Source organism: Bacteroides sp. 4_1_36 (assembly GCF_003466325.1).
Lineage (GTDB): Bacteria > Bacteroidota > Bacteroidia > Bacteroidales > Bacteroidaceae > Bacteroides > Bacteroides uniformis.
The window spans coordinates 163,229-188,892 of record NZ_QSOX01000005.1; the positions used below are offsets into that span (position 1 = coordinate 163,229).

At 48.4% G+C, this 25,664-nt stretch carries 18 protein-coding genes; 11 read left to right on the forward strand and 7 right to left on the reverse strand.

Going from position 1 to position 25,664, the window contains the following annotated elements; genetic code table 11:
- Positions 1 to 405: 405 nt before the first annotated feature.
- The gene (locus DXD65_RS07505) at positions 406 to 1,443 is read left to right on the forward strand and encodes an asparaginase (protein ID WP_005828507.1); all 1,038 of its coding nucleotides are present in this window, start codon (positions 406 to 408) and stop codon (positions 1,441 to 1,443) included.
- Positions 1,444 to 1,453: 10 nt separating this feature from the next.
- Here DXD65_RS07505 and DXD65_RS07510 read toward each other — a convergent pair whose 3' ends face one another.
- Complete coding sequence (locus DXD65_RS07510) at positions 1,454 to 1,996, reverse strand: beta-class carbonic anhydrase (protein WP_005834976.1); 543 nt, start codon at positions 1,994 to 1,996, stop codon at positions 1,454 to 1,456.
- 121 nt (positions 1,997 to 2,117) lie between these two features.
- On the opposite strand from DXD65_RS07510, the gene radA reads away from it, so the two are divergent.
- The 5 genes from radA to DXD65_RS07535 all read left to right on the forward strand — a co-directional run bounded on the left by radA (position 2,118) and on the right by DXD65_RS07535 (position 12,634).
- A complete protein-coding gene (radA, locus tag DXD65_RS07515; protein ID WP_008665988.1) occupies positions 2,118 to 3,485 on the forward strand; it encodes a DNA repair protein RadA in 1,368 nt (455 codons plus the stop codon).
- 5 nt (positions 3,486 to 3,490) lie between these two features.
- The gene (locus tag DXD65_RS07520) at positions 3,491 to 5,113 is read left to right on the forward strand and encodes an NAD(P)/FAD-dependent oxidoreductase (protein WP_005828513.1); all 1,623 of its coding nucleotides are present in this window, start codon (positions 3,491 to 3,493) and stop codon (positions 5,111 to 5,113) included.
- 106 nt (positions 5,114 to 5,219) lie between these two features.
- Positions 5,220 to 9,212 carry a two-component regulator propeller domain-containing protein gene (locus tag DXD65_RS07525; RefSeq protein WP_117887491.1) on the forward strand — a complete coding sequence of 1,331 codons (3,993 nt, stop codon included), beginning with the start codon at positions 5,220 to 5,222 and terminating at the stop codon, positions 9,210 to 9,212.
- 89 nt (positions 9,213 to 9,301) lie between these two features.
- Positions 9,302 to 9,913 carry a helix-turn-helix transcriptional regulator gene (locus tag DXD65_RS07530; RefSeq protein ID WP_005828517.1) on the forward strand — a complete coding sequence of 204 codons (612 nt, stop codon included), beginning with the start codon at positions 9,302 to 9,304 and terminating at the stop codon, positions 9,911 to 9,913.
- A gap of 264 nt (positions 9,914 to 10,177) precedes the next feature.
- The gene (locus tag DXD65_RS07535) at positions 10,178 to 12,634 is read left to right on the forward strand and encodes a TonB-dependent receptor (protein ID WP_117887492.1); all 2,457 of its coding nucleotides are present in this window, start codon (positions 10,178 to 10,180) and stop codon (positions 12,632 to 12,634) included.
- 112 nt (positions 12,635 to 12,746) lie between these two features.
- Here DXD65_RS07535 and DXD65_RS07540 read toward each other — a convergent pair whose 3' ends face one another.
- The 5 genes from DXD65_RS07540 to metA form a co-directional block, all read right to left on the reverse strand.
- Complete coding sequence (locus DXD65_RS07540; protein ID WP_044468412.1) at positions 12,747 to 13,109, reverse strand: type II toxin-antitoxin system VapC family toxin; 363 nt, start codon at positions 13,107 to 13,109, stop codon at positions 12,747 to 12,749.
- A 37-nt stretch (positions 13,110 to 13,146) separates the two neighbouring features.
- A complete protein-coding gene (locus DXD65_RS07545; protein ID WP_005828523.1) occupies positions 13,147 to 13,434 on the reverse strand; it encodes a hypothetical protein in 288 nt (95 codons plus the stop codon).
- Positions 13,435 to 13,510: 76 nt separating this feature from the next.
- Complete coding sequence (locus tag DXD65_RS07550) at positions 13,511 to 14,566, reverse strand: hypothetical protein (protein ID WP_005828525.1); 1,056 nt, start codon at positions 14,564 to 14,566, stop codon at positions 13,511 to 13,513.
- Positions 14,567 to 14,607: 41 nt separating this feature from the next.
- On the reverse strand, positions 14,608 to 16,473 hold the full coding sequence (locus DXD65_RS07555) for a peptidase U32 family protein (RefSeq protein ID WP_117589692.1): 1,866 nt from the start codon (positions 16,471 to 16,473) through the stop codon (positions 14,608 to 14,610).
- An 18-nt stretch (positions 16,474 to 16,491) separates the two neighbouring features.
- Positions 16,492 to 17,409 (reverse strand): homoserine O-succinyltransferase, encoded by a 918-nt coding sequence (metA, locus tag DXD65_RS07560; protein ID WP_005828529.1) that lies wholly within the window; start codon positions 17,407 to 17,409, stop codon positions 16,492 to 16,494.
- Between the two features lie 339 nt (positions 17,410 to 17,748).
- Here metA and DXD65_RS07565 point away from each other — a divergent pair, with 339 nt between their 5' ends.
- The 5 genes from DXD65_RS07565 (at position 17,749) to DXD65_RS07585 (ending at position 23,829) form a co-directional block, all read left to right on the forward strand.
- The gene (locus tag DXD65_RS07565) at positions 17,749 to 19,656 is read left to right on the forward strand and encodes a fimbrillin family protein (protein ID WP_034525653.1); all 1,908 of its coding nucleotides are present in this window, start codon (positions 17,749 to 17,751) and stop codon (positions 19,654 to 19,656) included.
- A gap of 91 nt (positions 19,657 to 19,747) precedes the next feature.
- The gene (metF, locus tag DXD65_RS07570) at positions 19,748 to 20,701 is read left to right on the forward strand and encodes a methylenetetrahydrofolate reductase [NAD(P)H] (protein WP_005834956.1); all 954 of its coding nucleotides are present in this window, start codon (positions 19,748 to 19,750) and stop codon (positions 20,699 to 20,701) included.
- A gap of 72 nt (positions 20,702 to 20,773) precedes the next feature.
- Positions 20,774 to 21,901: a DNA polymerase III subunit delta' gene (gene holB / locus DXD65_RS07575; RefSeq protein WP_005828533.1), complete on the forward strand. Its 1,128-nt coding sequence runs from the start codon at positions 20,774 to 20,776 to the stop codon at positions 21,899 to 21,901.
- Positions 21,902 to 21,989: 88 nt separating this feature from the next.
- The gene (ricT, locus tag DXD65_RS07580; protein WP_172679939.1) at positions 21,990 to 23,366 is read left to right on the forward strand and encodes a regulatory iron-sulfur-containing complex subunit RicT; all 1,377 of its coding nucleotides are present in this window, start codon (positions 21,990 to 21,992) and stop codon (positions 23,364 to 23,366) included.
- On the forward strand, positions 23,344 to 23,829 hold the full coding sequence (locus DXD65_RS07585; RefSeq protein ID WP_005828535.1) for a gliding motility lipoprotein GldH: 486 nt from the start codon (positions 23,344 to 23,346) through the stop codon (positions 23,827 to 23,829). Before ricT ends, DXD65_RS07585 begins: the two co-directional genes overlap by 23 nt.
- 317 nt (positions 23,830 to 24,146) lie before the next feature.
- On the opposite strand, the gene rodA is transcribed toward DXD65_RS07585, so the two are convergent.
- Positions 24,147 to 25,604: a rod shape-determining protein RodA gene (gene rodA / locus DXD65_RS07590; RefSeq protein ID WP_009037257.1), complete on the reverse strand. Its 1,458-nt coding sequence runs from the start codon at positions 25,602 to 25,604 to the stop codon at positions 24,147 to 24,149.
- Between the last annotated feature and the right edge of the window lie 60 nt (positions 25,605 to 25,664).

Consider the following 25,664-nt stretch of genomic DNA (forward strand, 5'->3'; position numbering starts at 1 on the left):
CAAGCTGCTACGGCTTGCATTGACTTTAATTAAATGGAAAAACTGCTTGAAAATGGTGTAACACGTAGAAACACAAAATACTATCCCTAACCCCTAAGGGTCATGGTCCACATGGATGTGACTGTATGTTGATAGTACTTGTTCATAGTCTCTTGTTTCTATCATTTATGATAAGTGTTGCAAAAGTAACAATAAAAACATTCAATCTATCACTTTTTGCGACTTTTTTGCGATAAAAATACAGAAAGCCTCTAAAAAGGCAAGAAATATGCACAACTTACGGCTTACACTTTCACACTTTCCATACCTTTTTTCTGTATATCCGTTTATTCTTTTCTAACATTTTGCTATCACTCTCAATATATATCATTATATTTGCATGGAAAACATGAAAGAAAAGTGCGCATGAACCCAGAAAATACTTCCGTTTTGCTAATATACACCGGTGGAACTATCGGAATGATAGAGAATGCAGAAACCGGCGCCCTGGAAAGCTTCAACTTCGAGCAGTTGCAGAAACATGTTCCCGAACTTCAGAGATTTGCGTTCCGTATCGACACTTATCAATTCGACCCGCCCATGGATTCCTCGGACATGGACCCCGATGCCTGGCGCAAACTGGTACGCATCATCAGCAACAACTACAACCAATATACAGGCTTCGTCATCCTGCATGGCACAGACACCATGGCCTACACAGCTTCTGCACTCAGCTTCATGCTTGAAGGGCTGAACAAGCCCGTCATCCTAACCGGCTCGCAACTGCCCATTGGCGTGCTCCGCACAGACGGCAAGGAAAACCTGCTGACCAGTATCGAAATAGCCACCGACCGCCACTCCAACGGACAGCCCATCGTACCCGAAGTCTGCATCTTCTTCGAAAACCACCTGATGCGCGGCAACCGTACCACCAAAATGAACGCGGAGAACTTCAATGCTTTCCGTTCCTTCAATTATCCGGTACTCGCTTCCGCCGGTATACATATTAAATATAATAATGTGCAAATTCATACGCACGGCACTCCCCACGAACTGGAGCCTCATTATCTGCTTGATACCAACATCGCCATACTGAAGCTTTTTCCAGGTATTCAGGAAAATGTCGTGGCAGCCATACTTGCCACTAAAGGACTGAAGGCCGTAGTCCTCGAAACCTACGGTTCCGGCAACGCTCCCCGAAAGGAATGGTTTCTACGCCACCTGCATGATGCCTGCGAACAAGGCATCATCATTGTCAACGTCACCCAATGCAGTGCCGGCACTGTTGAAATGGAGCGCTATGAAACCGGTTACCAACTGATGCAGGCAGGAGTTGTCTGCGGATATGACAGCACAACGGAATCTGCCGTAACCAAGCTGATGTTCCTTCTGGGGCACGATTATCCACCTGCCGAAATACGCGAACTGATGGGACGACCGCTGGCAGGGGAAATTACCGTGTGAAGCACAACTATCACTGCACCGGGGTCAATTCTCCCGTCACAGAATCTATTATGAAACCGCTGACATTGATATCATTCGGTATCAGCGGATGATTGATAATAGCTTCCACCGTACCCTTTACCGATTTCTCCGTATCTTCGAATCCATACAGCCAAGACTCGAAATCCACTCCGCAGAAACGAATCATATCAATCGTCTCCTGCTTGATGCCCCGGGCCTTCATATGCTCTATCATCTGGGCGCTGCTCATGTGGCACGCACCGCAATCGGAGTGGGCAATAACCATCACTTCCGTCACGCCCAACTCGTAAATGGCCACCATCAGGCTACGAATGACACTACCGAACGGATGTGAAATGATTCCACCCGCATTCTTTATCATCTTCACATCGCCGTTCTTGATGCCCAAGGCTGCCGGCAGTAAAGCGGTCAAACGGGTATCCATACAAGAGAGGATGGCAATCTTCTTATCCGGGTATTTATTCGTGATGTATTTCTCATACCCCTTCTCGGCTACAAAACGCTTGTTGTATGCAAGAATATCTTCTATCATGGCTTTTATAACATGTTATTGTTTTCTACTCACAAAAATAAAAAAACTCTATGGGAGTCTGCAAGCCCTGCATCGAAAAATTGTACCTTTGGGCAATCATTTTAGAAGAGAATGCACAACTATGGCTAAAGAGAAGACGGTTTATGTATGCAGCAACTGCGGACAAGACTCTCCCAAATGGGTAGGCAAGTGTCCGTCGTGCGGAATGTGGAACACGTATGTGGAAGAGGTGGTACGGAAAGAAGTGGTGAACAAACGTCCCGTATCGGGTATAGAGACCGCCAAAGCCAAACCCGTAACCCTCCATGAAATTGTAGCCGATGACGAACCGCGCATCGATCTCCATGATGCCGAACTGAACCGGGTACTGGGTGGCGGTCTGGTACAAGGTTCTCTTGTATTAATTGGCGGCGAACCGGGTATCGGGAAATCCACCCTGGTGCTACAAACCGTACTCCGTATACCGGAGAAACGTATCCTCTACGTCTCCGGCGAAGAAAGTACCCGTCAGTTGAAACTGCGTGCCGACCGTTTGACAAGTGCTTCCAGTGATTGCCTCATCGTGTGCGAAACTTCCCTGGAACAGATTTACGTCCATATCAAGAACATCCGCCCGGACATCGTCATCATCGACTCCATACAGACGATTTCTACCGAAACCCTTGAATCGTCGCCGGGGAGTATTGCCCAGGTACGGGAATGTTCCGCCTCCATCCTGCGCTTTGCCAAGGAAACGCATACGGCGGTCATCCTTATCGGGCATATCAATAAGGAAGGAAGCATAGCCGGCCCCAAGGTACTGGAACATATCGTGGATACCGTACTCCAGTTCGAGGGCGACCAGCACTACATGTACCGCATCCTGCGCAGCATCAAGAACCGCTTCGGAAGCACTGCCGAACTGGGTATTTACGAAATGCGGCAAGATGGATTACGGCAGGTGAGCAACCCATCCGAACTGCTGCTGAGCCAAGACCATGAAGGTATGAGCGGCATAGCCATCGCCTCCGCGATAGAAGGCATCAGACCGTTCCCCATCGAGACGCAGGCATTGGTCAGCAGTGCCGTATATGGTAACCCACAACGCTCTGCCACAGGGTTCGACATCCGCCGCATGAATATGCTGCTGGCCGTATTGGAAAAACGTGTAGGCTTCAAACTGGCACAGAAAGATGTATTTCTCAATATTGCCGGCGGATTGAAAGTGAACGACCCGGCAATAGACCTTGCCGTCATCAGCGCCATCCTCTCCAGCAACATGGACACGGCCATAGAGCCAGAGGTGTGCATGGCAGGAGAAATAGGTCTGTCGGGAGAGATACGCCCGGTAAACCGCATTGAGCAGCGCATCGGAGAAGCAGAGAAACTTGGCTTCAAGCGTTTTATACTTCCCAAGTATAATATGCAGGGACTCAATACCCAAAAGATAAAAATAGAATTAATACCGGTACGGAAGGTAGAAGAGGCATTCCGTGCCTTATTCGGATAATCGTTATGATACAAGAATACCAACTACGCGTATTGCCCGAAGTAGCGGCAAACGAGCAACGCCTGAAAGAGTACTTAATACACGAAAAAGGACTGAATGCACGGGAGATAACCGCAGCGCGTATCTTGAAGCGCAGTATCGATGCCCGCCAACGGACAATCTATATCAACCTCAACGTACGGGCATATCTGAACGAAATGCCGAAAGAGGACGAATATCAACATACCTTATATAATAATGTAGAAGGAAAGCCCCAAGTAGTAGTGGTAGGCGCCGGTCCCGGAGGACTCTTCGCCGCCCTGCGACTGATAGAGCTCGGTCTGCGCCCCGTCATTGTGGAGCGTGGAAAGGACGTACGGGAACGCAAGAAAGACTTGGCGCAAATCAGCCGCCAGCAACTCGTCAACCCGGAGTCCAATTACAGCTTCGGAGAGGGAGGTGCCGGAGCCTACTCGGATGGCAAGCTGTACACACGCAGCAAAAAGCGCGGCAATGTAGACAAGATTCTGAATGTCTTCTGTCAACATGGAGCCTCCACTTCCATACTGGTAGATGCACATCCGCACATAGGTACGGACAAACTGCCGCGTGTTATTGAAAACATGCGGAACACTATCATCCAGTGCGGTGGCGAAGTCCACTTTGAAACACGCATGGACGCCCTACTCATAGAGAAGGATGAAATCAAAGGCATTGAAACAAATACCGGCAAGACTTTCCTTGGCCCGGTGATACTTGCCACCGGTCACTCTGCCCGGGACGTATACCGCTGGCTTGCCGCCAACAATGTAGAGATTGAAGCTAAAGGCATTGCCGTAGGCGTACGACTGGAACACCCCGCCACCTTGATAGACCAAATACAATATCACAACCGGAACGGACGGGGAAAATATCTGCCTGCCGCCGAATATAGCTTTGTAAACCAGGTGGACGGACGAGGAGTATATAGCTTTTGCATGTGTCCCGGCGGCTTCGTTGTGCCCGCCGCCAGCGGTCCCGAGCAGATTGTAGTCAACGGGATGAGTCCCAGCAACCGCGGTTCCCGTTGGAGCAATTCGGGAATGGTGGTAGAGCTACGCCCGGAAGACTTGGAGCAATTTACTATTGACAATTTACAATTTACAATTGCTATGCAGCACGACAGCGCAGCCAATTGTCAATTGTCAACTGCCAATTCTCCATTGAGTATGATGCATTTTCAAGAGTATCTAGAGTACCTCTGCTGGCAACAAGGCAATATGAAGCAGACAGCACCGGCACAGAGAATGGTGGACTTCACCAAGAAGAAACTAAGCTACGACCTGCCGGAAACCTCATACGCACCAGGCTTGGTATCCTCACCTCTCCACTTCTGGATGCCCTCTTTCATTGCAGAACGCCTGAGCAAAGGTTTCCAGCTATTCGGGAAATACAGCCGGGGGTTATTGACGAACGAGGCGACAATGATTGGAGTGGAAACCCGCACATCGGCACCGGTACGCATAACAAGAGACAAGGAAACACTGCAACATGTACGTATAAAAGGATTGTTCCCTTGCGGAGAAGGCGCCGGATATGCCGGAGGCATCGTTTCTGCCGGGATTGACGGCGAACGGTGTGCAGAAGCTGCAAAGGCATTCCTTGGTTAAGCTGCAATATTGACATTTAAATTTTGAAATCTCACTTTTTCTCGTTTAATTTGTAAACTATTATCACACGCATGTTGTTATATTGTATTTATAGATAAATATTTATATGAGATTCATCATAAACATTGTATGCTTTCTATTCCTTTTACCCCTCATTGCCACGGCGCAAACTTATAAATACATAGGAGTAGAAAACGGATTGAGTAACCGCAGAATCTTCGACATTCAAAAGGATTCGATAGGTTACATGTGGTTCCTCACCAACGAAGGCATAGACCGGTACAATGGAAAAGACATCAAACATTATAAATTAATAGGAGAAAACAAAGAATCGAGTTCCCCCATCCATCTCGGCTGGTTGTATTTTGAAGAGAAGGGGAAGTTATGGGTCATAGGTAAAGCCGGCCGCATTTTTCAATACAACCAAGAACACGATGTGTTCAATAAAGTATATAAACTGCCCAAGACACCGGTCAATATCAGCTACGGCTATATGGACCACAATCATAGGATTTGGCTGTGCAGCAGATACAGTATCGCTCTTTACGACACACAAACCGGAGAGACCCATCAAATGCCCAATGAACTGAAAAGTAGCATTACAAGTATCGAACAAGTGGACAACGACCACTTCTTCATGGCCACCAACAAGGGAGTGCGATACGTCAAACTCGAAAACGAAGCATTGCAGATTGTCCCTCTTGAACCTCTTGACAAAATCCAGGCACAAATCAGTGCACTCCATTTCCATCAAGAATCACAAAGACTTTTCATCGGTACTTTTGAAAAAGGAGTTTTTGCCTACGACATACGGCAACAACGGATTATACACTCCAATACGGATTTGAGCGATGTAAACATTGCCCGAATCAGACCTCTGAACCGGACAGAGCTATTGATAGCGACAGAAGGTATGGGCATACACAAAATCAATGTGAACTCGTGCATCTCGGAACCGTACATCACCTCCAGCTACAAAAGTTACAATGAGATGAACAGCAATAACATCAATGACATTTATATTGATGAAGAAAAGCGGATATGGATAGCCAACTACCCGGAAGGGATTACCATTATAGACAACCGGTACAAAAACTATAACTGGATAAAGCATTCCATCGGAAACAGACAATCGCTGGTCAACGATCAGGTACACTCTGTCATTGAAGACAGTGACGGAGACCTATGGTTCGGAACAAGCAACGGAATCAGCCTTTATCAATCGAAAACCGGGCAGTGGCACTCATTCCTAAGTTCCTTCGACCATCAACTGAAAGACAAGAACCACATATTCATTACGCTATGCGAGGTATCACCCGGCATTATTTGGGCAGGAGGATATACTTCGGGAGTATACAAAATAAATAAAAGGACACTCTCGGTAGAATATTTCTCCCCTTACCTGCTCAGTCCGGATAACATACGTCCTGACAAGTATATCCGAGACATTGTTAAAGACTCCAAAGGATATATCTGGTCCGGAGGATTCTATAATCTGAAATGCTTCGATTTGTCTCTGAATTCTGTCCGTCTGTATCCCGGAATAAATTCCGTCACCGCCATTACAGAAAAGGACGACGGACACATGTGGATTGGGACAAGTGCCGGACTGTATCTGCTGGACAAAGAGTCGGGTAGATTCCAATATGTCGCCTTGCAGGAAGAGACGACCTACATCAACACACTTTACCAAGCGGAAGACCTCTCTCTATATATAGGAACAAACGGCTCCGGAGTGGTTGTCTACAACGCAAAGGACAATACGTTCAAGCATTATCACAAGGACAATTGTGCCTTGATTTCAAACAACATCTACACCATACTCCCCGAGTCGGACGGGCATATCCTGATGAGTACCGAAAACGGAATCAGCTGTTTCCACCCTACGGAGAAGACATTCCACAACTGGACCAAAGAGCAAGGGCTGATGTCCTCCTGCTTCAGTGCCTCTTCCGGAACGTTACGCAAGAACAAGGGTTTTGTCTTTGGCAGCACAGACGGAGCCATCGAATTCCCCGAAGGGACAAAGTTGCCGGACTATGTCTACTCTCCTATGATACTCAGCGATTTTCAGATACTCTATCAGACTGTCGTTCCCGGCAGTACGAATTCCCCCTTGAAGGAAAATATCAACCAGACAGACCGGTTAAAGCTGAAATACAACCAGAACACTTTTTCCCTCAGCATTTCATCCATCAATTATGACGCGCCGGACAATGTCACTTTCTACTGGAAGCTGGAAGGCTTTTACGATGACTGGAACCGCCTGGGTGAAGAAGGGCATCTCCGCTTCACCAACCTTGCCTCGGGCGATTACAAACTTTACATACGGGCGGTATCCAAGGAAGAGCCTTATCTTTATTTTGAAGAGCGAAGCATCGACATCAGCATTGCGCGCCCCGTCTGGTTCAGTTTTTGGGCCATAGCCTGCTATGTCCTGCTGACAGTACTGATGTCCGTTGTCGGTTTCCGTGTCATGGCACTGAGAAAACAGAAAAAGATATCCGATGAGAAAACCCGTTTCTTTGTCAATACCGCGCATGATATCCGCACGCCATTGACACTGATAAAGGCACCTCTGGAAGAAATGCTTGAAAACAAGACACTGAACGAAGCCGAGACCAACAATATGCACATGGCACTGAGAAATGTCAACTCCCTCCTGCGCATGACTACCAATCTGATAAACTTTGAACGGGCAGAAGTATATTCCCCTCATCTGTACATAGCAGAATATGAATTGAATACTTACATCAAGGAGATATACAACAATTTCCAGACCTATGCCACCATAAAACATATCACTTTCAGATACGAAAGCAATTTCAGCTACATGAATGTATGGTTCGACAAAGAGAAGATGGACTCTATCCTGGAAAATGTCATATCCAATGCTCTGAAGTATACTCCCCAAAATGGCGATATACTCATTTCTGTTTATGACATGAAAAGCTCCTGGAGACTAGAAGTCAAAGATAATGGAATAGGAATTCCCGCCAAAGAACAAAGAAAACTGTTCAAGATGCACTTCCGTGGAACAAATGCCATCAACTCCAAAATAACGGGAAGCGGTATCGGTCTGATGCTGGTGCGGAAGCTGGTAAGCCTGCACAATGGAAAAATATACATTGAGAGCACCGAATGCCAAGGCAGTACTGTCAGAATCATCCTTCCCAAAGAGAAAGAACAGTTCAAGAACTTCACTCTGTCCGTTAAGGATAAGAAGACCTTCTATGAACCGGATGTCCCCACCGTTCCTTTGAAACTTGCCGGAGAACTCCGGACTGAAGACAATGACAAACTGCATCGCATCTTGATTGTAGAAGACAATGACGAGCTGCGCAACTATCTCTTCCAGTCGTTCTCTCCGATTTACAATGTACAAGTATGCAACAACGGCAAGGAAGCGCTGACCATTGTAAAACAATTCTGGCCGGGACTGATTCTTTCCGACATCATGATGCCGGAAATGCGAGGCGACGAATTATGCATCGCCATCAAGAACGATATTGAAACATCCCACATCCCGGTAGTACTGCTGACGGCACTGGGAGATGAAAAGAACATTCTCGAAGGACTCCATATCGGTGCGGACGAATATATTGTAAAACCTTTCAGCATAAACATACTGAAAGCCAGCATTGCCAATCTGCTTGCCAACCGCGCATTGCTGCGCAAGAGATATGCGAATTTGGAAATCAATACAGAAGAAGAGCCCTCCACAACTACCACTTGCTCCAACAGTCTCGACTGGAAATTCATGTCGAATGTAAAGAGACATATCGAGGAGAACATGGATAATCCCGATTTCACAGTGGACGTATTGTGCTCGCTCCTGAATATGAGCCGTACCAGTTTCTACAGTAAACTGAAAGCGCTGACCGGCCAGGCACCGGCAGATTTCGTACGGAATATCCGTTTGAAACATGCTGCCGAGCTATTGAAAGAAGGGAAATATTCCGTGACTGAAGTAGCAGAAAGAACCGGTTTCTGCGATGGGAAATACTTCCGGGAAGTCTTTAAGAAATATTTCAATGTCAGCCCCAGCCAATATGCGAAAGGAGACACTCCCCGCTCCCCAAAAGGAGAGGGAGAATAGTTCTGCATAGGAGAATTTTTCATTTTGCAGCCCCGCACAGACAAACCCTAAAAAATAATCCGTATTTTTGCAGAAACAAAAAAACGAGAATGACTCCTGAAATAGCAATCGTCGACTCCAACACCCTCTCCTGTCTGGGACTGCAGAACTTGCTGGAGGAAATCATCCCGACAGCCATCATCCGCTCTTTCCGTTCCTTTGGCGAACTGATGGATGATACGCCTGACATGTATGTACATTATTTCATCTCTTCACAGATTTACTTCGAGCATACCGCTTTCTTTCTGGAGCGCAAGCCCAAAACCATTGTGCTGGTCAATGGTGAAACCGTCCCCCAACTGTCGGGCATGCCGACGCTAAACATCTATCAGGACGAACAAAATCTGGCAAAAAACATTCTGCAGCTGCGCCAATACGGAAACCAATACAGACAAAACCACGGAAAGCCGGCACCCGCCAGACACTCGGATATGGCAATAAATACAGCCGCCGGGCACGACCTTTCCGCCCGCGAAATAGAAGTGCTGGTGCTGATTACCAAAGGTCTCATCAACAAGGAGATTGCCGACAAACTGAACATCAGCCTGACCACCGTCATCTCACACCGCAAGAATATCACCGAGAAGCTGGGTATCAAGTCCGTGTCCGGGCTGACTATCTATGCCGTGATGCACGGATATGTGGAAGCGGACAGAATATAATCCTACAACCGGATACATCAGAAGCGAAGTCTTTTCAGAAAAACTTCGCCCCAATTAGTGTGCTAATGTGCTAACATCTAATCGTTCCTCCGTGGGGTAAAAATCGTTCCACCATGGTGGAACGATTTTTACCCCACGGAGGAACGATATTTTCCGCATGATGGAACGATTTAAGATTAGCACTCCAGGAACGAAATCCTAATAAATGAGGATTGTCCCTTCCGCAAGAATCCCTTTACTTTGCAGGCGCTAAAAAACCAGTTTATGAATAGATATAGAATTTTGACCGGTATCTTCTGCCTCCTGGCAACCGGCAACGTACTTGCCGAAGAGGCAGACACCTTGAAAGTGGTGGATGTAGAGGAAATAACCGTCATTGCCGCCCCCAAAGAAAACCGGAAACTGCGCGAGCAGCCCGCCGCCGTCACCCTGCTTTCGCAGCAGGACATGCAGAACGCACAGGTGAACTCCATCAAGAATCTGACATCCGTAGTGCCCAATATGTTTATCCCCGACTACGGCTCGCGACTGACTTCGGCAGTCTATATCCGCGGCATCGGCTCGCGCATCAACACTCCCTCCGTAGGACTTTATGTAGACAATATACCTTATATAGACAAGTCAGCCTTCGACTTCAGCTATGCCGACGTAGAGCGCATCGACGTGCTACGCGGTCCGCAGGGCACGCTCTACGGGCGCAATGCCATGGGCGGATTGATTAAGGTGCACACCAAATCGCCCTTCTCCTACCAGGGGACGGACTTCCGCATGGGGGCAGGTACGTACAATGCCTATAATACCTCGCTGACCCACTATCACCGCCTTTCGGAACGGTTCGCCTTTTCCACCGGAGGTTTTTACGATTATCAAGGAGGATTCTTCCGCAACACGGTGAGGGACGAGAAAGCGGACAAGGGACAATCGGCAGGCGGACGCATCCGCGCCATCTACCTCCCCTCGGACAACTGGAAGGTGGACCTAAACATCAACTACGAATACAGCGACCAGGGTGGCTACCCGTATTTCTACCAAGGCAGCCTGGCCCCCGAAGCACAGAGCGAGCCGCTGAAGCCCTACATCGGAAAAATCTCCAATAACGCCCGCAGCAACTACTACCGCAACCTGCTGAACACGGGTCTGAACCTGGAATACCAGACACAGCACTTCACGTTGAGCATGGTCACCGGCTACCAGTTTCTAAAGGACTGCATGGACATAGACCAAGACTTCACCGCCAACGACATCTATACCCTGCAACAGAAACAACGCTCCCACGCACTGAGCGAGGAAATCATCTTGAAGAGTAAAAGCGGCAGCCGCTGGCAATGGACCACCGGCGCCTTCGGCTTCTACCAATGGCTGAATACGGAAGCTCCCGTCACTTTCAGGGAAGCCGGAATGGGGATGCTGAACCAGATGTTGGGCAGTGTCATCCCATCGCAAATACAAGTAGAGATGGGACCGTCCATGAGCATGAATATCCTGCCCTCACTGGGCATCAGCAGCCGGACCATGCCCATCGGGGGCAGTTTCGACACTCCGCTGCTGAATGGGGCACTCTTTCATCAATCCACCTTCAGAGATTTATTCGGGCTGAAAGGAGTGTCGTTCACTGCCGGGTTACGCCTGGATTATGAGCGTATGAAGATGGATTACAACTCCGGCACCAGCCTGGACTACAAGGTGGGCATCAAGGGAGAAATGAAGCGGGGCGACGTCGTCATCCGCGAAATAGAGATGATGCCGGAGACGGCACTGACAGTAGAGTCGCGCTACCAAGGAAACATTGATAAGGATTATCTTCAGCTGTTGCCCAAGTTTGCTTTGCAGTATGACTTTGCGCGAAACAGAGGGAATGTGTATGCAACGGTCAGCAAAGGTTACCGTTCGGGAGGTTACAATGTGCAGATGTTCTCCGACCTGCTGCAATCCAGTTTGAAGAATGACATGATGCGGCAAAGCAAAGAGGCGATTATGCCCAACGTGCCGGATGCCTACAAAGAGCTGGTGGGCAAATACTTCCCCGATGCGGGAGAGAATCCGGATGCAAAATCCGCCACCGTCTACAAGCCCGAACAGACCTGGAACTACGAAATAGGAACACACTTGAATCTGCTGGACGGACGTCTGCATGCCGACGCCGCCATCTTCTGGCTGGAAACCCGCGACCAGCAGATTTCACGCTTCGCCCCAAGCGGACTGGGACGCGAAACGGCAAATGCCGGCAAAAGCCGCAGCCAGGGGGCAGAGGTTGCCTTGACGGCTGCCGTTGCTACGGACTTCACGCTGAATGCAAGTTATGGTTATACCTATGCCACCTTTAAGGATTACATCACCAACGAGAAAGTGAATGGGGAGCTTCAGGAAATCAGCTACAACGGCAAGTACGTACCCTTTGTTCCCAAGCATACCATGAACGTGGGCGGTCAGTACATCTTCCGCATCCGTCCGGGGCACTGGCTGGACCGCATCCAGCTGAATGCCAACTACACCGGTGCCGGACGCATCTACTGGACCGAAGAGAACAGCGTAAGCCAAGCCTTCTACGGCACGCTGAACGGACGCATCAGTTTCCAGAAAGGACATGGGCAGATTGATTTCTGGGTGCGCAATGCACTGGACAAAGAGTATGCTTCGTTCTATTTTGAGAGTATGGGGAACGGATTTATGCAGAAAGGACGGCCTGTGCAGGCGGGAATAGAGTTGAGGTGCAGGTTCTGATTGGAGAGCTTTGTCCCTCCGAAAGTAAAGGAAAATAGAAACGGTCGTTCGGGTACTTACACATTGCATACCCGAACGACCGTTTCTATGTTTCTATCTGACAGAGGAGAAGTTATCCTCTATGTACCCAGTTTTCAATTTCAATATTAGGTATTCTTTCCAGATGTTTCTTGTTTTCAGTAACCATTATCATTTGGTTAGCCACCGCTGTACATCCTATAAATAAGTCCAAATCCTCAATGGGAGTTTCTTGACTATATAAGGCAGCCTTACTCCGGGCATAACAACATAAAGCCGAGGACAAAGGTATTACCTTGATATCTTGGCAGAAATCAGTAACAAGCTGCAAGTTTCTCTCCACATTATTACTTCGCTCTGCACCGAACAACAACTCTGCTACCGTAACCTCCGAAATGCAACAATGTTCCCAGCCCACCTTTTCAATATGTTCGTCTACTCCAAATTTCTGACGCATGAAGTGAACACAAATATTAGATCAAGCAAATATCGTTTCATTCGTCAAAGGGGCTAAAGTTTTCTTCTTTTCGAGAAAGGCGTGATGCATATATATCATCATTGATTTCATCAGAATCACGATTGTCCTTCCAACTACCGGCATACTTTGCAAGCATACGCTTAGTCAGCAATTTGCTATCTGCCGCTGTCGGAATGGAATGACTATTCTTATTCAAAACCTCCTTCATATATTTTCTGAGGCTCTCCAATGCAGTACTGCTATTGATATTGACTATCTCACGAATCAACTCCAATTTTCCGGCTTCCAACTCCAAACTACTCATAATCAATTCCTCCTTTTAAAAGTTCAACTACAAAGTTACATTTTCCTACTGAATATGGAAAAGTTACAAAGCTTTTTTATTCATTGATAGCTCCGCAATGTGGGCAGACTCCCTTCTCCCTCAGTTTCTGCCCGCATCTGCCGCAACGATAGCGTGAAGCCAGCAGCGAAATGCGAAGCCTTTTGAGGAATACCCATACAAAAGCGGTCAAAAACAAGTATCCGACGTAGATAGATGTAGTCAGGATAAAGAAAAAATAACAGAAGATGCAGCAGGAGGCCAGCCCCAACAGATAGAATACGGCCGCCGCCGGACTTAACTGGCGAAACAAATCGTCGAGTACCGCCAGCAACACCACTATAAACAGCCAGATACCCATCAGAAAAGCAGAAAGCACAAGCGGTACCTTGAACGGCGACAAGGTAGGATTAAAATAGAAGTGTTGCCACGTCTCCGGCGCAAACACTTGTATAGATTCGTAAATAGTGGCACAGAACGCCATCAGCAGACATAGCAACAACGGATAGAGACTGTCTATATCATTAAAGTACACCATCCTCAACTGCTTGCGCCGAAAAGCCCGGAACAGCCAGACTGCCACAAACAAGGCAAAAATAATGATAAAATAAGAGGCATGGGTATCACTGAACAAGTAGATGGCCTGCGAAATGCTGTCTGTAGGAACAAAGGCATGCATCATTTCGGACTCCCGCAACCAACCCTGCACTTCCTGCGAATGGGCAAGCTTCACCCATACACTATCCACACTGTCGGCAGGATGGATGGCGAACTCGGCAACCACCACGCGGTCTCCCCGATAAAGCATATTATAGCAGTCCTTCACGGGCAGACAAGCCAAATTCACAGAATCTGCCAGCACTTCCAGATTGGTATTCCAAGTATAATGCCGCTCAAAAAGATAGGCCAGCGAATCACGCGTCTCCTTAGACAGATGTTCATCTTCAAGATTAGGACGGGAATAATGGCAGGAAACTAAAGCAATGAAGCATGAAAAATAAAGAATGCAGAATAGGAGGGAACGCAGTGAACGCAAAGGATGTTTGTCCCTGCCCGCTTCCCGGTACCGGTCATTTGCCAGCCTTTCATTATGTGCCCGTTCCTCACTCCTCATTTTCAAGTCTTTATTAGTAATTCCTCATTCTTCATCCTTCATTAAAGCGGCTCTTCATGAGCAATGACTTTCATCTGGCAATTCTTGCAATCAAACGACAAGCGGAAACACTTGCCGTCCGTCCCAACCAAATAATAAGGTTCCCTATAGGGAGAATGTCCTTTCTGATAGGTGGGACACCATCCCATACTGAAACGCAGGCAATGTTTGCAGAACATGAGTACAGCATCCGGAACCGCTTGTGCCTCGTAAGCAGGTGCTATGGACGACAACCCGTGCTCACGGTAGAAACTCCGGGCAGCACCGTTCATCACATTACCCAGATAGGTCAGCGAAGTAGCCGGGAAAGCATGGCTGGTCGGTTTCCAGACAGCCAACTCACGACGATAAGTAACACGCCGAGCCGCAATCAGCTTATCTATCACCTGCCGGCGCCAGTCCGCCACCGCAGAAGCAGGAAGGAACCAGTTAGCAGAAAGATTGAGCCTGATGCCCGAAGCATCTTCAGACAAATATCCTGCTATCTCAAAAGGAGTATTCCCCAACTTACCCAGCTGATTACGCAGATTATCCACCTGCGGTGTACGTGCCAACTCTTTCGGATAAGGGAAAGAGAGCGTCACGCGGTTATCATCCTCGTCCGCAGCCGTCAGGCTAAACCCGAAAGAAGTATCTGACAACTCCCAACAAACACCGATTTTACGTTCGGAGGATTTGCGGGTAAGAATACGTTCAAACTCCTGGTCGAAGTTACGATAAAGTCGGGTACGGGGTTTGATACGAGGCACTTCCCCTGCCGGATAGAGTTTGTTACCATCCACCCGGTTGATGCGGAAACCTTGCAAACGTCCCTGCTCATCAAGAAAACAGACACCGTCTCCGTTGTGGAAAGGCTTTACGCCTGCCACCGTGAGATATCCCCCGCGCTGTTCCTTCAAAGTGCCCATCTCCTCTCCCAAAGATTTGGGCGTATCGAACGAAGTGATCTCCCCTCCCCTTCCTTGCAGGAAATAATGGGTGAAACCGCGGCTGAAACTCTTGTCCAACTGTGGCTGGAAATCGAAACGGCAGGTGCCCGAAGAAGCACGGGCATATTCCTTGCGACGGGCAAAAATGGCATCGAGCTTCCTACGGTAAGCCGCCGTCACATTCTTCACATAGGTCACATCCTTCAAGCGGCCTTCTATCTTCAGCGAAGTGGCTCCGGCATCCAGCAGTTCTTCCAACACCTCGCTTTGGTTGAGGTCCTTCAAAGAAAGCAGATGCTTATTACGCACAATGGTCTTGCCATCGGCATCTACCAGACTGAAGGGTAAACGGCAGAATTGCGCACATTCCCCCCGGTTGGCACTCCGTCCGAAACAAGCCTGGCTGACATAGCACTGCCCGCTATAACTGACGCAAAGAGCCCCGTGTACAAAGACTTCGAGCGGCACGTCGGGACACGCCTCATGGATACCGCGTATCTCCTGCAAAGAAAGTTCGCGTGCCAACACCACCTGACGGAAACCGGCATCGGCAAGGAAACGTACTTTCTCCGGCGTACGGTTATCCATCTGCGTACTGCCATGCAACGGAATGGGCGGCAAATTCAACCGCGTAATCCCCATATCCTGTACAATCAGTGCATCCACACCGATGCGGTACAGCTCCCAAATCATCCTCTCCGTCTCTTTCAGCTCTTCTTCTTTCAGAATGGTATTGACCGTCACATAGATACGGGCATTATACAGATGGGCATGCTCCACCAAAGCGGCAATATCCTCCAAAGAGTTGACAGCAGCCGCACGCGCACCGAACTTGGGTGCACCGATGTATACCGCATCTGCCCCATGATTCACTGCTTCTATGCCACACTCCAAATTCTTGGCAGGAGCCAGCAGCTCTATTTTACGTTGCTTTATCATCGTTTAGTTACGAGTAACTCACCCTATTTCATTAATATTATACGGCGTCTCCTGATATACAAAATAATTCAGCCAATTGGAGAACAACAGATTGGCATGGGCACGCCAACGCACCAGCACTCCTTTGTCCGGGTCATCGTCCACATAGTAGTTACGGGGTATCTCAATGGGCAGGCCCTTATTCAAGTCACGGCGATACTCTGTATCCAATGTCAGCGGGGAGTATTCCGAATGGCCGGTCACGAAGAACTCACGCCCTCCACGGGCCACCGCCATATATACACCAGCATCCTCCGACTCGGAAAGCAGCGTCAATTCCGGAACCTTCTGTATATCTTCCCGGCGCACTTCCGTGTGGCGGCTATGCGGCACATAGAACATATCATCAAATCCACGGAAAATGGGATGCAACGGTTGCAAGGTACGATGTTCAAAGATACCGAACATCTTCTTATCCAGTGCATACTTCGGCACTCCATAATGATGATAGAGCCCTGCCTGCGCCGCCCAGCAGATGTAGAGCGTAGAGGTGACATGCGTACGCGCCCAGTCGAAGATTTCAGTAATCTCATCCCAATAAGTCACCTCCTCAAAATCCATCTGCTCTACCGGAGCACCGGTGATAATCATGCCATCGTACTTTTCACCGCGCATCTTGTCGAAATCCGTATAGAATGTTTTCATGTGTTCTATCGGAGTGTTCTTGGAAGTATGGCTTTTTATCTTCATGAACGAGATTTCCACCTGAAGCGGAGTATTGGAAAGCAGACGCACCAGGTCCGTTTCCGTTGTAATCTTTAGCGGCATCAAGTTCAGAATCACGATACGCAGCGGACGGATATCCTGCTGGGTTGCCCGGGAATTGTCAATGACAAAAATATTCTCCTCTTTCAGCAACTCGATAGCGGGTAGTTTATCGGGTAAATTTAAAGGCATGAGTTTATATCTATGGTTTAACTTATTACTGTCTACGATTTTAGCGTGTAAAGTTAGGCAAAAAATCAGAGTGTGATAAATAAATTATAAAAGTTTTATCGATTTATCCCTCTTCATTTAACACGTTTAATTACATTTGTACCCGAAACCTATTAAAAGTTATTAAAAATAAGATTAAAAAGCACTGCGGCATCAAGCGTGATACTGATAATTAGCATCCAAAAGCGTAAAAGACTTTTCCATACCGGTTATAGCTCTGCTAAATCCATATTTTTAAGACAAGGTTCATTGAGTATAATTGGGAAAGCGGAAAAACCGTTGCCCCACAATAATAATACAATGAAAAAACTTATTCTTGCAAGAGGAGTCTTGGCTGCCTCTTTATTCTGCTGCATGTCCTTAGGGAATACAGCTTGTGTGAACCGGATTGACGAAGAATCAGAAGCGGAAATCGAGGAAGGGACGACACCTATCACGTTCTCTATCAAAATGGAAAAGGCCAGTACCAAGGTCACAAACACCGCCTTTGAAAAAGGAGACAGAATGGGCTTGTTTGCAACCACTTCCTCCGGCTCCATCAAGGGAAAACGGTATATTGACAATCTGGCCCTGGAATATACGGAAGGCTCCACACTAGTTCCCAAAAAGACAGTATTCTATCCGGAAGGAGATGTGTCACTGGACTTTATCAGTTACCACCCTTACCAAACCGAAGGGGTAGCTGCCGGTACACCCGTTCTTCCCGTATCTGTGCAGATAGACCAGAGCAATGAGAAAAACCGCGCACAAAGTGACTTCTTGGTAGCTAAAGCGCAAGGAATCACCAGTAAAACCAAATCTGTAACCCTGGAGTTCCAACACAAGCTGTCCAAACTGGCAATCTCTCTGACACCCGACGCAAGCAACTCTGCCAATGATTTGCTGAAAGCCAATCCGCGTATCATCGCAACCGGGCTCAAGACCTCGGCCGATTATAATCTGGAAGACGGGACTTTCAGTAATCTTACGGGGACACAAGACATCATAGCCTCCGGCGAATGGAGCGTCAAAGACAACAAACTTACCGGCAAGGAATTCATCATCATACCCCAAACGATAAATGATGGCAAGCAATCCTTCATTATGGAGTGGAGCGGACGTATATACAGTTGTGCAATACCCGAAGTGGAAATGAGTAGCAGCACGCAATGTATCATTAACATATCAGCCATGCAGAGCAACAGCAACGTACTGAGCAGTTTTGCCGGAAAAATCAAGGAATGGAGCAGCCTCCCTCCCATCGACACCGACAATATGGAAGATTACACTGCCATACATATCTCCGCTCTCTCCTTTTCTCTTTCAAATGTGTACAGAATTTATCACGAAGGGATACCCATTGCAGAAGTCTGCAAGGAATATCTCAAATCAGCGTCATTGACTTCCAGAGCCGTTATAGCCTATCCCATAGGCGAAAATGAAAAGACCGACCTGAGCAATGGAGTCATCCTACAGCTTGCAGACCGTAAAGACACCATCTGCGGAGGAAGAATAAGCTGGAATACAGACGACTATGGATTTACCTACACTAAAGGGGAATATACCGGCATAGACAAGCTCTATATAGACAATAACCATAAGCTACTTCTGGATAAACCGGAAAACGCCATCAAAGTGAATGTGGCATGCTACACCCTTCGAGACATCAGAAAAGGAGTGTCTACCGAATACCCCATTGTCAAGATTGGAGCCCAATACTGGATGGGTAAAGAGCTCCATGCCACCACCTACCGTGACGGAGCTCCCTTGAAAAAACAGAGTGACTTGGGAACAGACAAAGCCGGATATTACAAGCCGGACAAATATGACATTTATTTTTACAATGGAGAATCCATACTGGCAGGAGAGCTGGCTCCCGAGGGCTGGAAAATTCCATCGGATGCAGACTGGGAACAGCTGAAAAACTACACCGGCAACGATGCCTCCATACTAAAAGCAGGAGAATGGCAGGCAATGGTATCCGGTGAAGTTGCCCCCGTCAACAACCATACCCGGTTCAATGCTTTCCCGGTAGGAATGTGGTACAACAAAGGACACAACAGCCCCAATAAAATGACCGCCTTTTGGAGTTGGGATCATACAAAGCATACCCTTTCGGAAAGCACCATTTATTTTCTCGGCGAAAGCGACGAGTTTGTATCAAGCGCTGCCCATGTCACCGGCAAGCCCTACTATAAAGCTCTTTCCATCCGCTGTATAAAAGAATAGCCGGCAATTTCGGCATTTCTCATTTCTTTTTTGTATTTTTGTTCCCAATGTGCAAGATTTTTGCCAATCGGACAAAGATAACGAAAGAGAAATGAGAGTAATCGACCTGATAAACAGTAACGAAAAAACAGCTTTTTCCTTTGAAATATTGCCACCACTGAAAGGTACGGGCATCGAAAAGCTGTATCAAACCATAGATACGTTACGGGAATTCGACCCCAAATACATCAACATCACCACGCACCGCAGCGAGTACGTGTACAAAGACCTCGGCAACGGATTGTTCCAGCGAAACCGCCTGCGCCGCCGCCCCGGCACCGTAGCCGTAGCTGCTGCCATCCAGAACAAGTACAACATCACCATGGTGCCGCACATCCTTTGCAGCGGCTTCACCCGCGAGGAGACGGAGTACGTGCTGCTCGACCTGCAATTCCTCGGCATCACCGACCTGCTGGTGCTTCGTGGCGACAAGGCAAAGCACGAATCCTCTTTTATCCCCGTGGGCAACGGTTACCACCACGCCGTCGAACTACAAGAGCAAATCAACAACTTCAATAAAGGTATTTTTGTGGACGGCTCCGAGATGAAAGTTACCAATACCCCGTTTTCATACGGTGTGGCGTGCTATCCGGAAAAGCATGAAGAAGCCCCCAACATGGATACAGACATCTACTGGCTGAAGAAGAAAATGGAAATGGGTGCAGAGTATGCCGTGACCCAGCTCTTCTACGACAACCGGAAATATTTCGACTTCGTGGAACGCGCCCGCCAAGCCGGTGTCACCATCCCGATTATCCCGGGCATCAAGCCCTTCAAGAAGCTGTCACAACTCAGCATGATACCCAAGACGTTCAAGGTAGACTTGCCCGAGGAACTGACCCAAGAGGTTCTGAAGTGCAACACCGATGCGGAAGCTCAGCAAGTGGGTATCGAATGGTGCGTGCAGCAGTGCAAAGAGCTGATAGCCCATGGCGTCCCAAGCCTCCACTTCTACTCGGTAGGAGCCACAGACAGCATCAGGGAAGTAGCCAAACAAATCTACTAAACAATAGATAATCGATAGTTGACAATTGACAACTGGCAGTGTCACAAGTAATAACTTATAACTAATTAACCCGTGTTCAGTTTCAAGGACATAATAGGCCAAGAGGCAGCCAAACAAAGGCTGATACAAGAAGTGCAGGAAGGACGTATTCCCCACGCACAACTTTTCTGTGGCCCTGCCGGAGTAGGAAAACTCCCATTGGCACTTGCCTATGCCCGCTACATCTGCTGTCCCAACCGGACGGAAACCGATGCCTGCGGTACTTGTCCCTCCTGCGTGAAATGGAACAAGTTGGTGCACCCGGACGTACACTTCGTATACCCTATCGTCAAGAGTGCCAAAGGGAAAAAGGAAGTCTGCGACGACTATATCGCCAACTGGCGGCACCTGCTGCTGAACAGCCCCTACTTCGGACTGAACCATTGGCTGAACGAGATGGATGCCGAAAACGGACAAGCCATCATCTATGCCAAGGAAAGCGACGAGATAACCCGCAAGCTGAGTCTGAAATCCAGTGAAGGAGGTTACAAAGTCACCATCGTATGGCTACCCGAAAAGCTGCATGAAGTATGCGCCAACAAGCTGCTGAAACTGCTGGAAGAGCCACCCGAGAAAACGATATTCCTCCTCATCTCCGAAGCTCCGGAAATGATACTGCCCACCATCCTCAGCCGCACGCAGCGCTTCAACATTCCCAAGATTGAAGAAGCCGACATAGCCGAAGCCCTGCAGCAGAAGTACGGAGTGCAGCCCCGCGACAGCGAGACGATAGCCCATCTGGCAAACGGAGACTTCATCAAAGCATTGGAGACCATCCATCTGAACGAAGAGAACGAACTGTTCTTCAACCTCTTTGTCAGCCTGATGCGACTCTCCTACCAGCGCAAGATACGGGAAATGAAACAATGGAGCGAGCAGCTTGCTGCCATGGGACGCGAACGGCAGAAGAACTTCCTGGACTACTGCCAGCGCATGACCCGCGAGAACTTCATCTACAACCTGCACCGCAAGGAGATGAACTACATGACGCTGCCCGAACAGAACTTCGCCACCCGTTTCGCCCCCTTTGTCAACGAACGGAACGTCATGGGTATCATGGACGAACTAAGTGAAGCGCAACGCCACATCGAGCAGAACGTAAACGCCCGCATGGTGTTTTTCGACTTCTCTCTCAAAATGATTGTTTTATTGAAACAATGAAAAGTGGCAAAATAATGAAATGCAAAGTATCAAATCGTAAATAGTAAATAGTCAAATAGTAAATAGTCAAATAGTAAATAAATAGATGATGGAATTTAAACTACATAACGGAAGCGGAGGTCTCTGCTGCAAGAGTTGCGGCAGGCAGGACAAGCAACTGAACACCTACGACTGGCTGGCAGACATTCCGGGCAATGCCGATGAGAGCGAGCTGGTAGAGGTTCAGTTCAAGAATACCCGCAAGGGATATTTCCGCAACAGCAACAAGATACCTCTGGAGAAAGGCGACATCGTAGCCGTAGAAGCCACCCCCGGACATGATATCGGTGTGGTGACCCTGACCGGACGTCTCGTGCCGCTGCAAATGAAGAAAGCCAATATCAAGTCTGAGGCAGACATCAAACGCATCTACCGCAAGGCGAAGCCTGTGGATATGGAGAAGTACAACGAGGCAAAAGCCCGTGAACACTCCACCATGATACGCTCGCGTCAGATAGCCCTGGACCTCAACCTCAACATGAAGATTGGAGACGTGGAATATCAGGGAGACGGCAACAAGGCCATCTTCTACTACATAGCCGACGAACGGGTGGACTTCCGCCAGCTCATCAAGATACTTGCCGACGCTTTCCGCGTGCGTATCGAGATGAAACAGATTGGTGCCCGCCAGGAAGCCGGACGCATCGGCGGTATCGGTCCCTGCGGACGCGAGCTGTGCTGCGCCACCTGGATGACCTCCTTCGTATCGGTATCCACCAGCGCGGCGCGCTTCCAGGACATTTCACTGAATCCGCAGAAGCTTGCCGGACAATGCGCCAAACTGAAGTGCTGCCTCAACTACGAAGTAGACTGCTACGTGGAAGCACAGAAACGCCTGCCCTCACGCGAGATTACCTTAGAGACCAAAGACGGTGAGTTCTTCTTCTTCAAAGCCGACATTCTGAGCAACCAGATAACCTACTCAAGCGACAAGAACATCCCCGCCAACCTGGTGACCATCAGCGGCAGACGCGCCTTCGAGATTATCGGTTTGAACAGACGTGGCATCAAGCCCGACAGCCTGATAGAAGAAACCCATCGTTCCGAACCCAAAAAGCCGGTGGACTTGCTGGAACAAGAGAGTCTCACTCGCTTTGACCGCAACCGGAAAGGCAAGAGTGGCAGTGACGGCAACGGTGGCGAGAACAGCAACAACAGCCGTAACAAGAGAAAGAAAAAGAGTGGAAACGGTCGTCCGCAAGGAGGTGAGCAGCAGGGTGCTCCGCAATCCAACAACCAGAGAGAACAATCCAGGCAAGACCGGCAACCGAGACAGAAACAAGACCGGCAAGCACCCAAACAAGGTGAACAGCAACAAGGCGAACGTCAACAACGGAACAATAACAACCGTCGTCCGCCCCGTAACAATAAGCCCAAACCTCAAGGTGAAAGACCTGCCCAAAATGACAAACCAGCTCAAGAATAGGAATCTCTGCCTGAAAGGTATCATACTACTGTTTGTCGCAAGCCTGCTGAGCGCTTGCGACAAACAGACTGTATACCATTCCTTCCAATCCCTTCCCACCGAAGGCTGGCTGCGCGAAGACACGCTCTCTTTCGACGTGAAGGTCACCGACTCACTGACCTACTACAAACTGTCTTTGGAAGTTCGTAACCGAAGCAACTACCCCTATCAGAATCTACCTCTATCCATCTGCTACACCACCGCAGATTCCATTCCGTCACCCACGGACACCATACAGCTAATCCTCGCGGACAAAGAAGGAATCTGGAAAGGTGACGGCTGGGGAGGTCTCTATCAGACTGCCGTCTCCGCAGGAAGCGTTCGAATCGGCAAACCCGGCACCTACCTCTTTAAAGTGGCCTATACGCTACCGGACGAAAGGCTGCAAGGAATCAATGACATCGGCATCAAACTGAAGAGATAGGAACTCCCTATTGTTCTTTATTACCTTCTTCTAACAACCACCTCAGTCTCCCACTCACGTCTCCTTGAAGCGGAAACGGGCGGGGTATCATAACTTGCCCTCTTACCTCATAGCGTAACGTCTTTTACGCCAGGATGTAACGACCGTTACACCAGCATGTAAAGGGCGTTACAATATAGCGTAAAAGTCGTTACGATACAGCGTAAAGGACGTTACAATGCGGTGTAACGGCCGTTACATTACGATGTAAACAATGTGTAAATGCAATGTAATGATAATCAAGTCCATTCGTATGTCCCACAAGGAAACGGTCATAACTAAATTCGACGATTACGTCCCGCATCAATCCGCAGAAAGATAAACAGCAGGATTGTGAATCCCCAGAGAGAAGAACCTCCGTAACTGAAGAAAGGCAACGGGATACCGATGACGGGGGTCAGCCCCAGCACCATGCCTATATTGATGAATAGATGGAACAAGAATATACTAAGCACAGAATAACCATACACCCGGCCAAAGGGAGATTGCTGCCGCTCGGCCACGACAATCAGCCGTAAAATAAGAATAAGGAACAGTAACAGTACAGCCGTAGACCCTACGAATCCTTCCTCCTCACCCACGGTGCAAAAAATGAAGTCCGTATCTTGCTCCGGCACATACTTCAGCTTTGTCTGCGTACCATTCAAGAAACCTTTGCCGGTCAGCCCCCCGGAGCCGATGGCTATCTTCGACTGGTTCACGTTATAGCCGGCACCAGCAAGGTCCTCTTCCATACCGAGCACCACCTTGATACGTATCTGTTGATGGGGCTCCAGCACTTTATTGAAGAAGTAGTCGCTGGAGTAGAGGAAACCTATCGAACCCAAAGCAAACAGCCCAATCAGAAAATAAGATAAATGGCGCTCGCTTAAAGAAAGAAAGACAAGATACCCGACAACAAGTGCACAAAGCCCCCACTGCACCCACACCAAGTTGAAGGGTACCACGTATTCCGAAATCAGATAAGCCACGAGCAGCACTCCCAGCGAACCGCCGATAATATTCCGTGTGGGTTCCCAACGCTTTTTATAAACCCACACCATACCTCCGGCAAAGAGCAGTACCATCAGCAGTACGGCAAATTCCCCGATAGGCGTCGGTGTATCGGCAATCATCACCGCATCAAAACGGATGCCCACCACAAAGTAGGCCACTGCACATATACCCGAGAACAGTACCACGCCCGGCATTCCCTCCCGATAAAGCATCAGGAAAAATGCAGAGTACACCAATGCCGAACCCGTCTCCCGCTGTAGGATAATCAGCAACATGGGGAAGAGAATCAGGAAAGCCAACATAAGGGAGCTTTTCCAATTCTTCATCGTAAACGAGTAGGCGCTCATATACTTGGCAAGCGCCAGCGCCGTGGCAAACTTGGCAAACTCCGCCGGCTGCAAACTGACCGGCCCCAGGATGAGCCACGACCGCGACCCTTTCGTGTCGGGCGCAATGAATATCGTGACAATCAGCAACAGCATCAGCCCTATATATATAAGGTAGGAGAACATGTCATAGAGGGAATCATCCAGCATCAGCAGCACAAACCCCAGCCCGAAGGAACATATAATCCAGACAAACTGCTTGCCGGCACGCGTAGAGAAGTCCAGAAAGTCACGGTCACCATAATCATAACTCGCCCCACAGACACTGAACCAGCCGAATACAATCAGCAGCAGGTAAACGACAATCGTCACCCAGTCCAATGATTTCCATATGCTATCTCTCCTTGTCACCAATTTATTTACGATTTTACGATTTACTATTTACTATTGAAGTCACTCACCGTTCATCCCTAC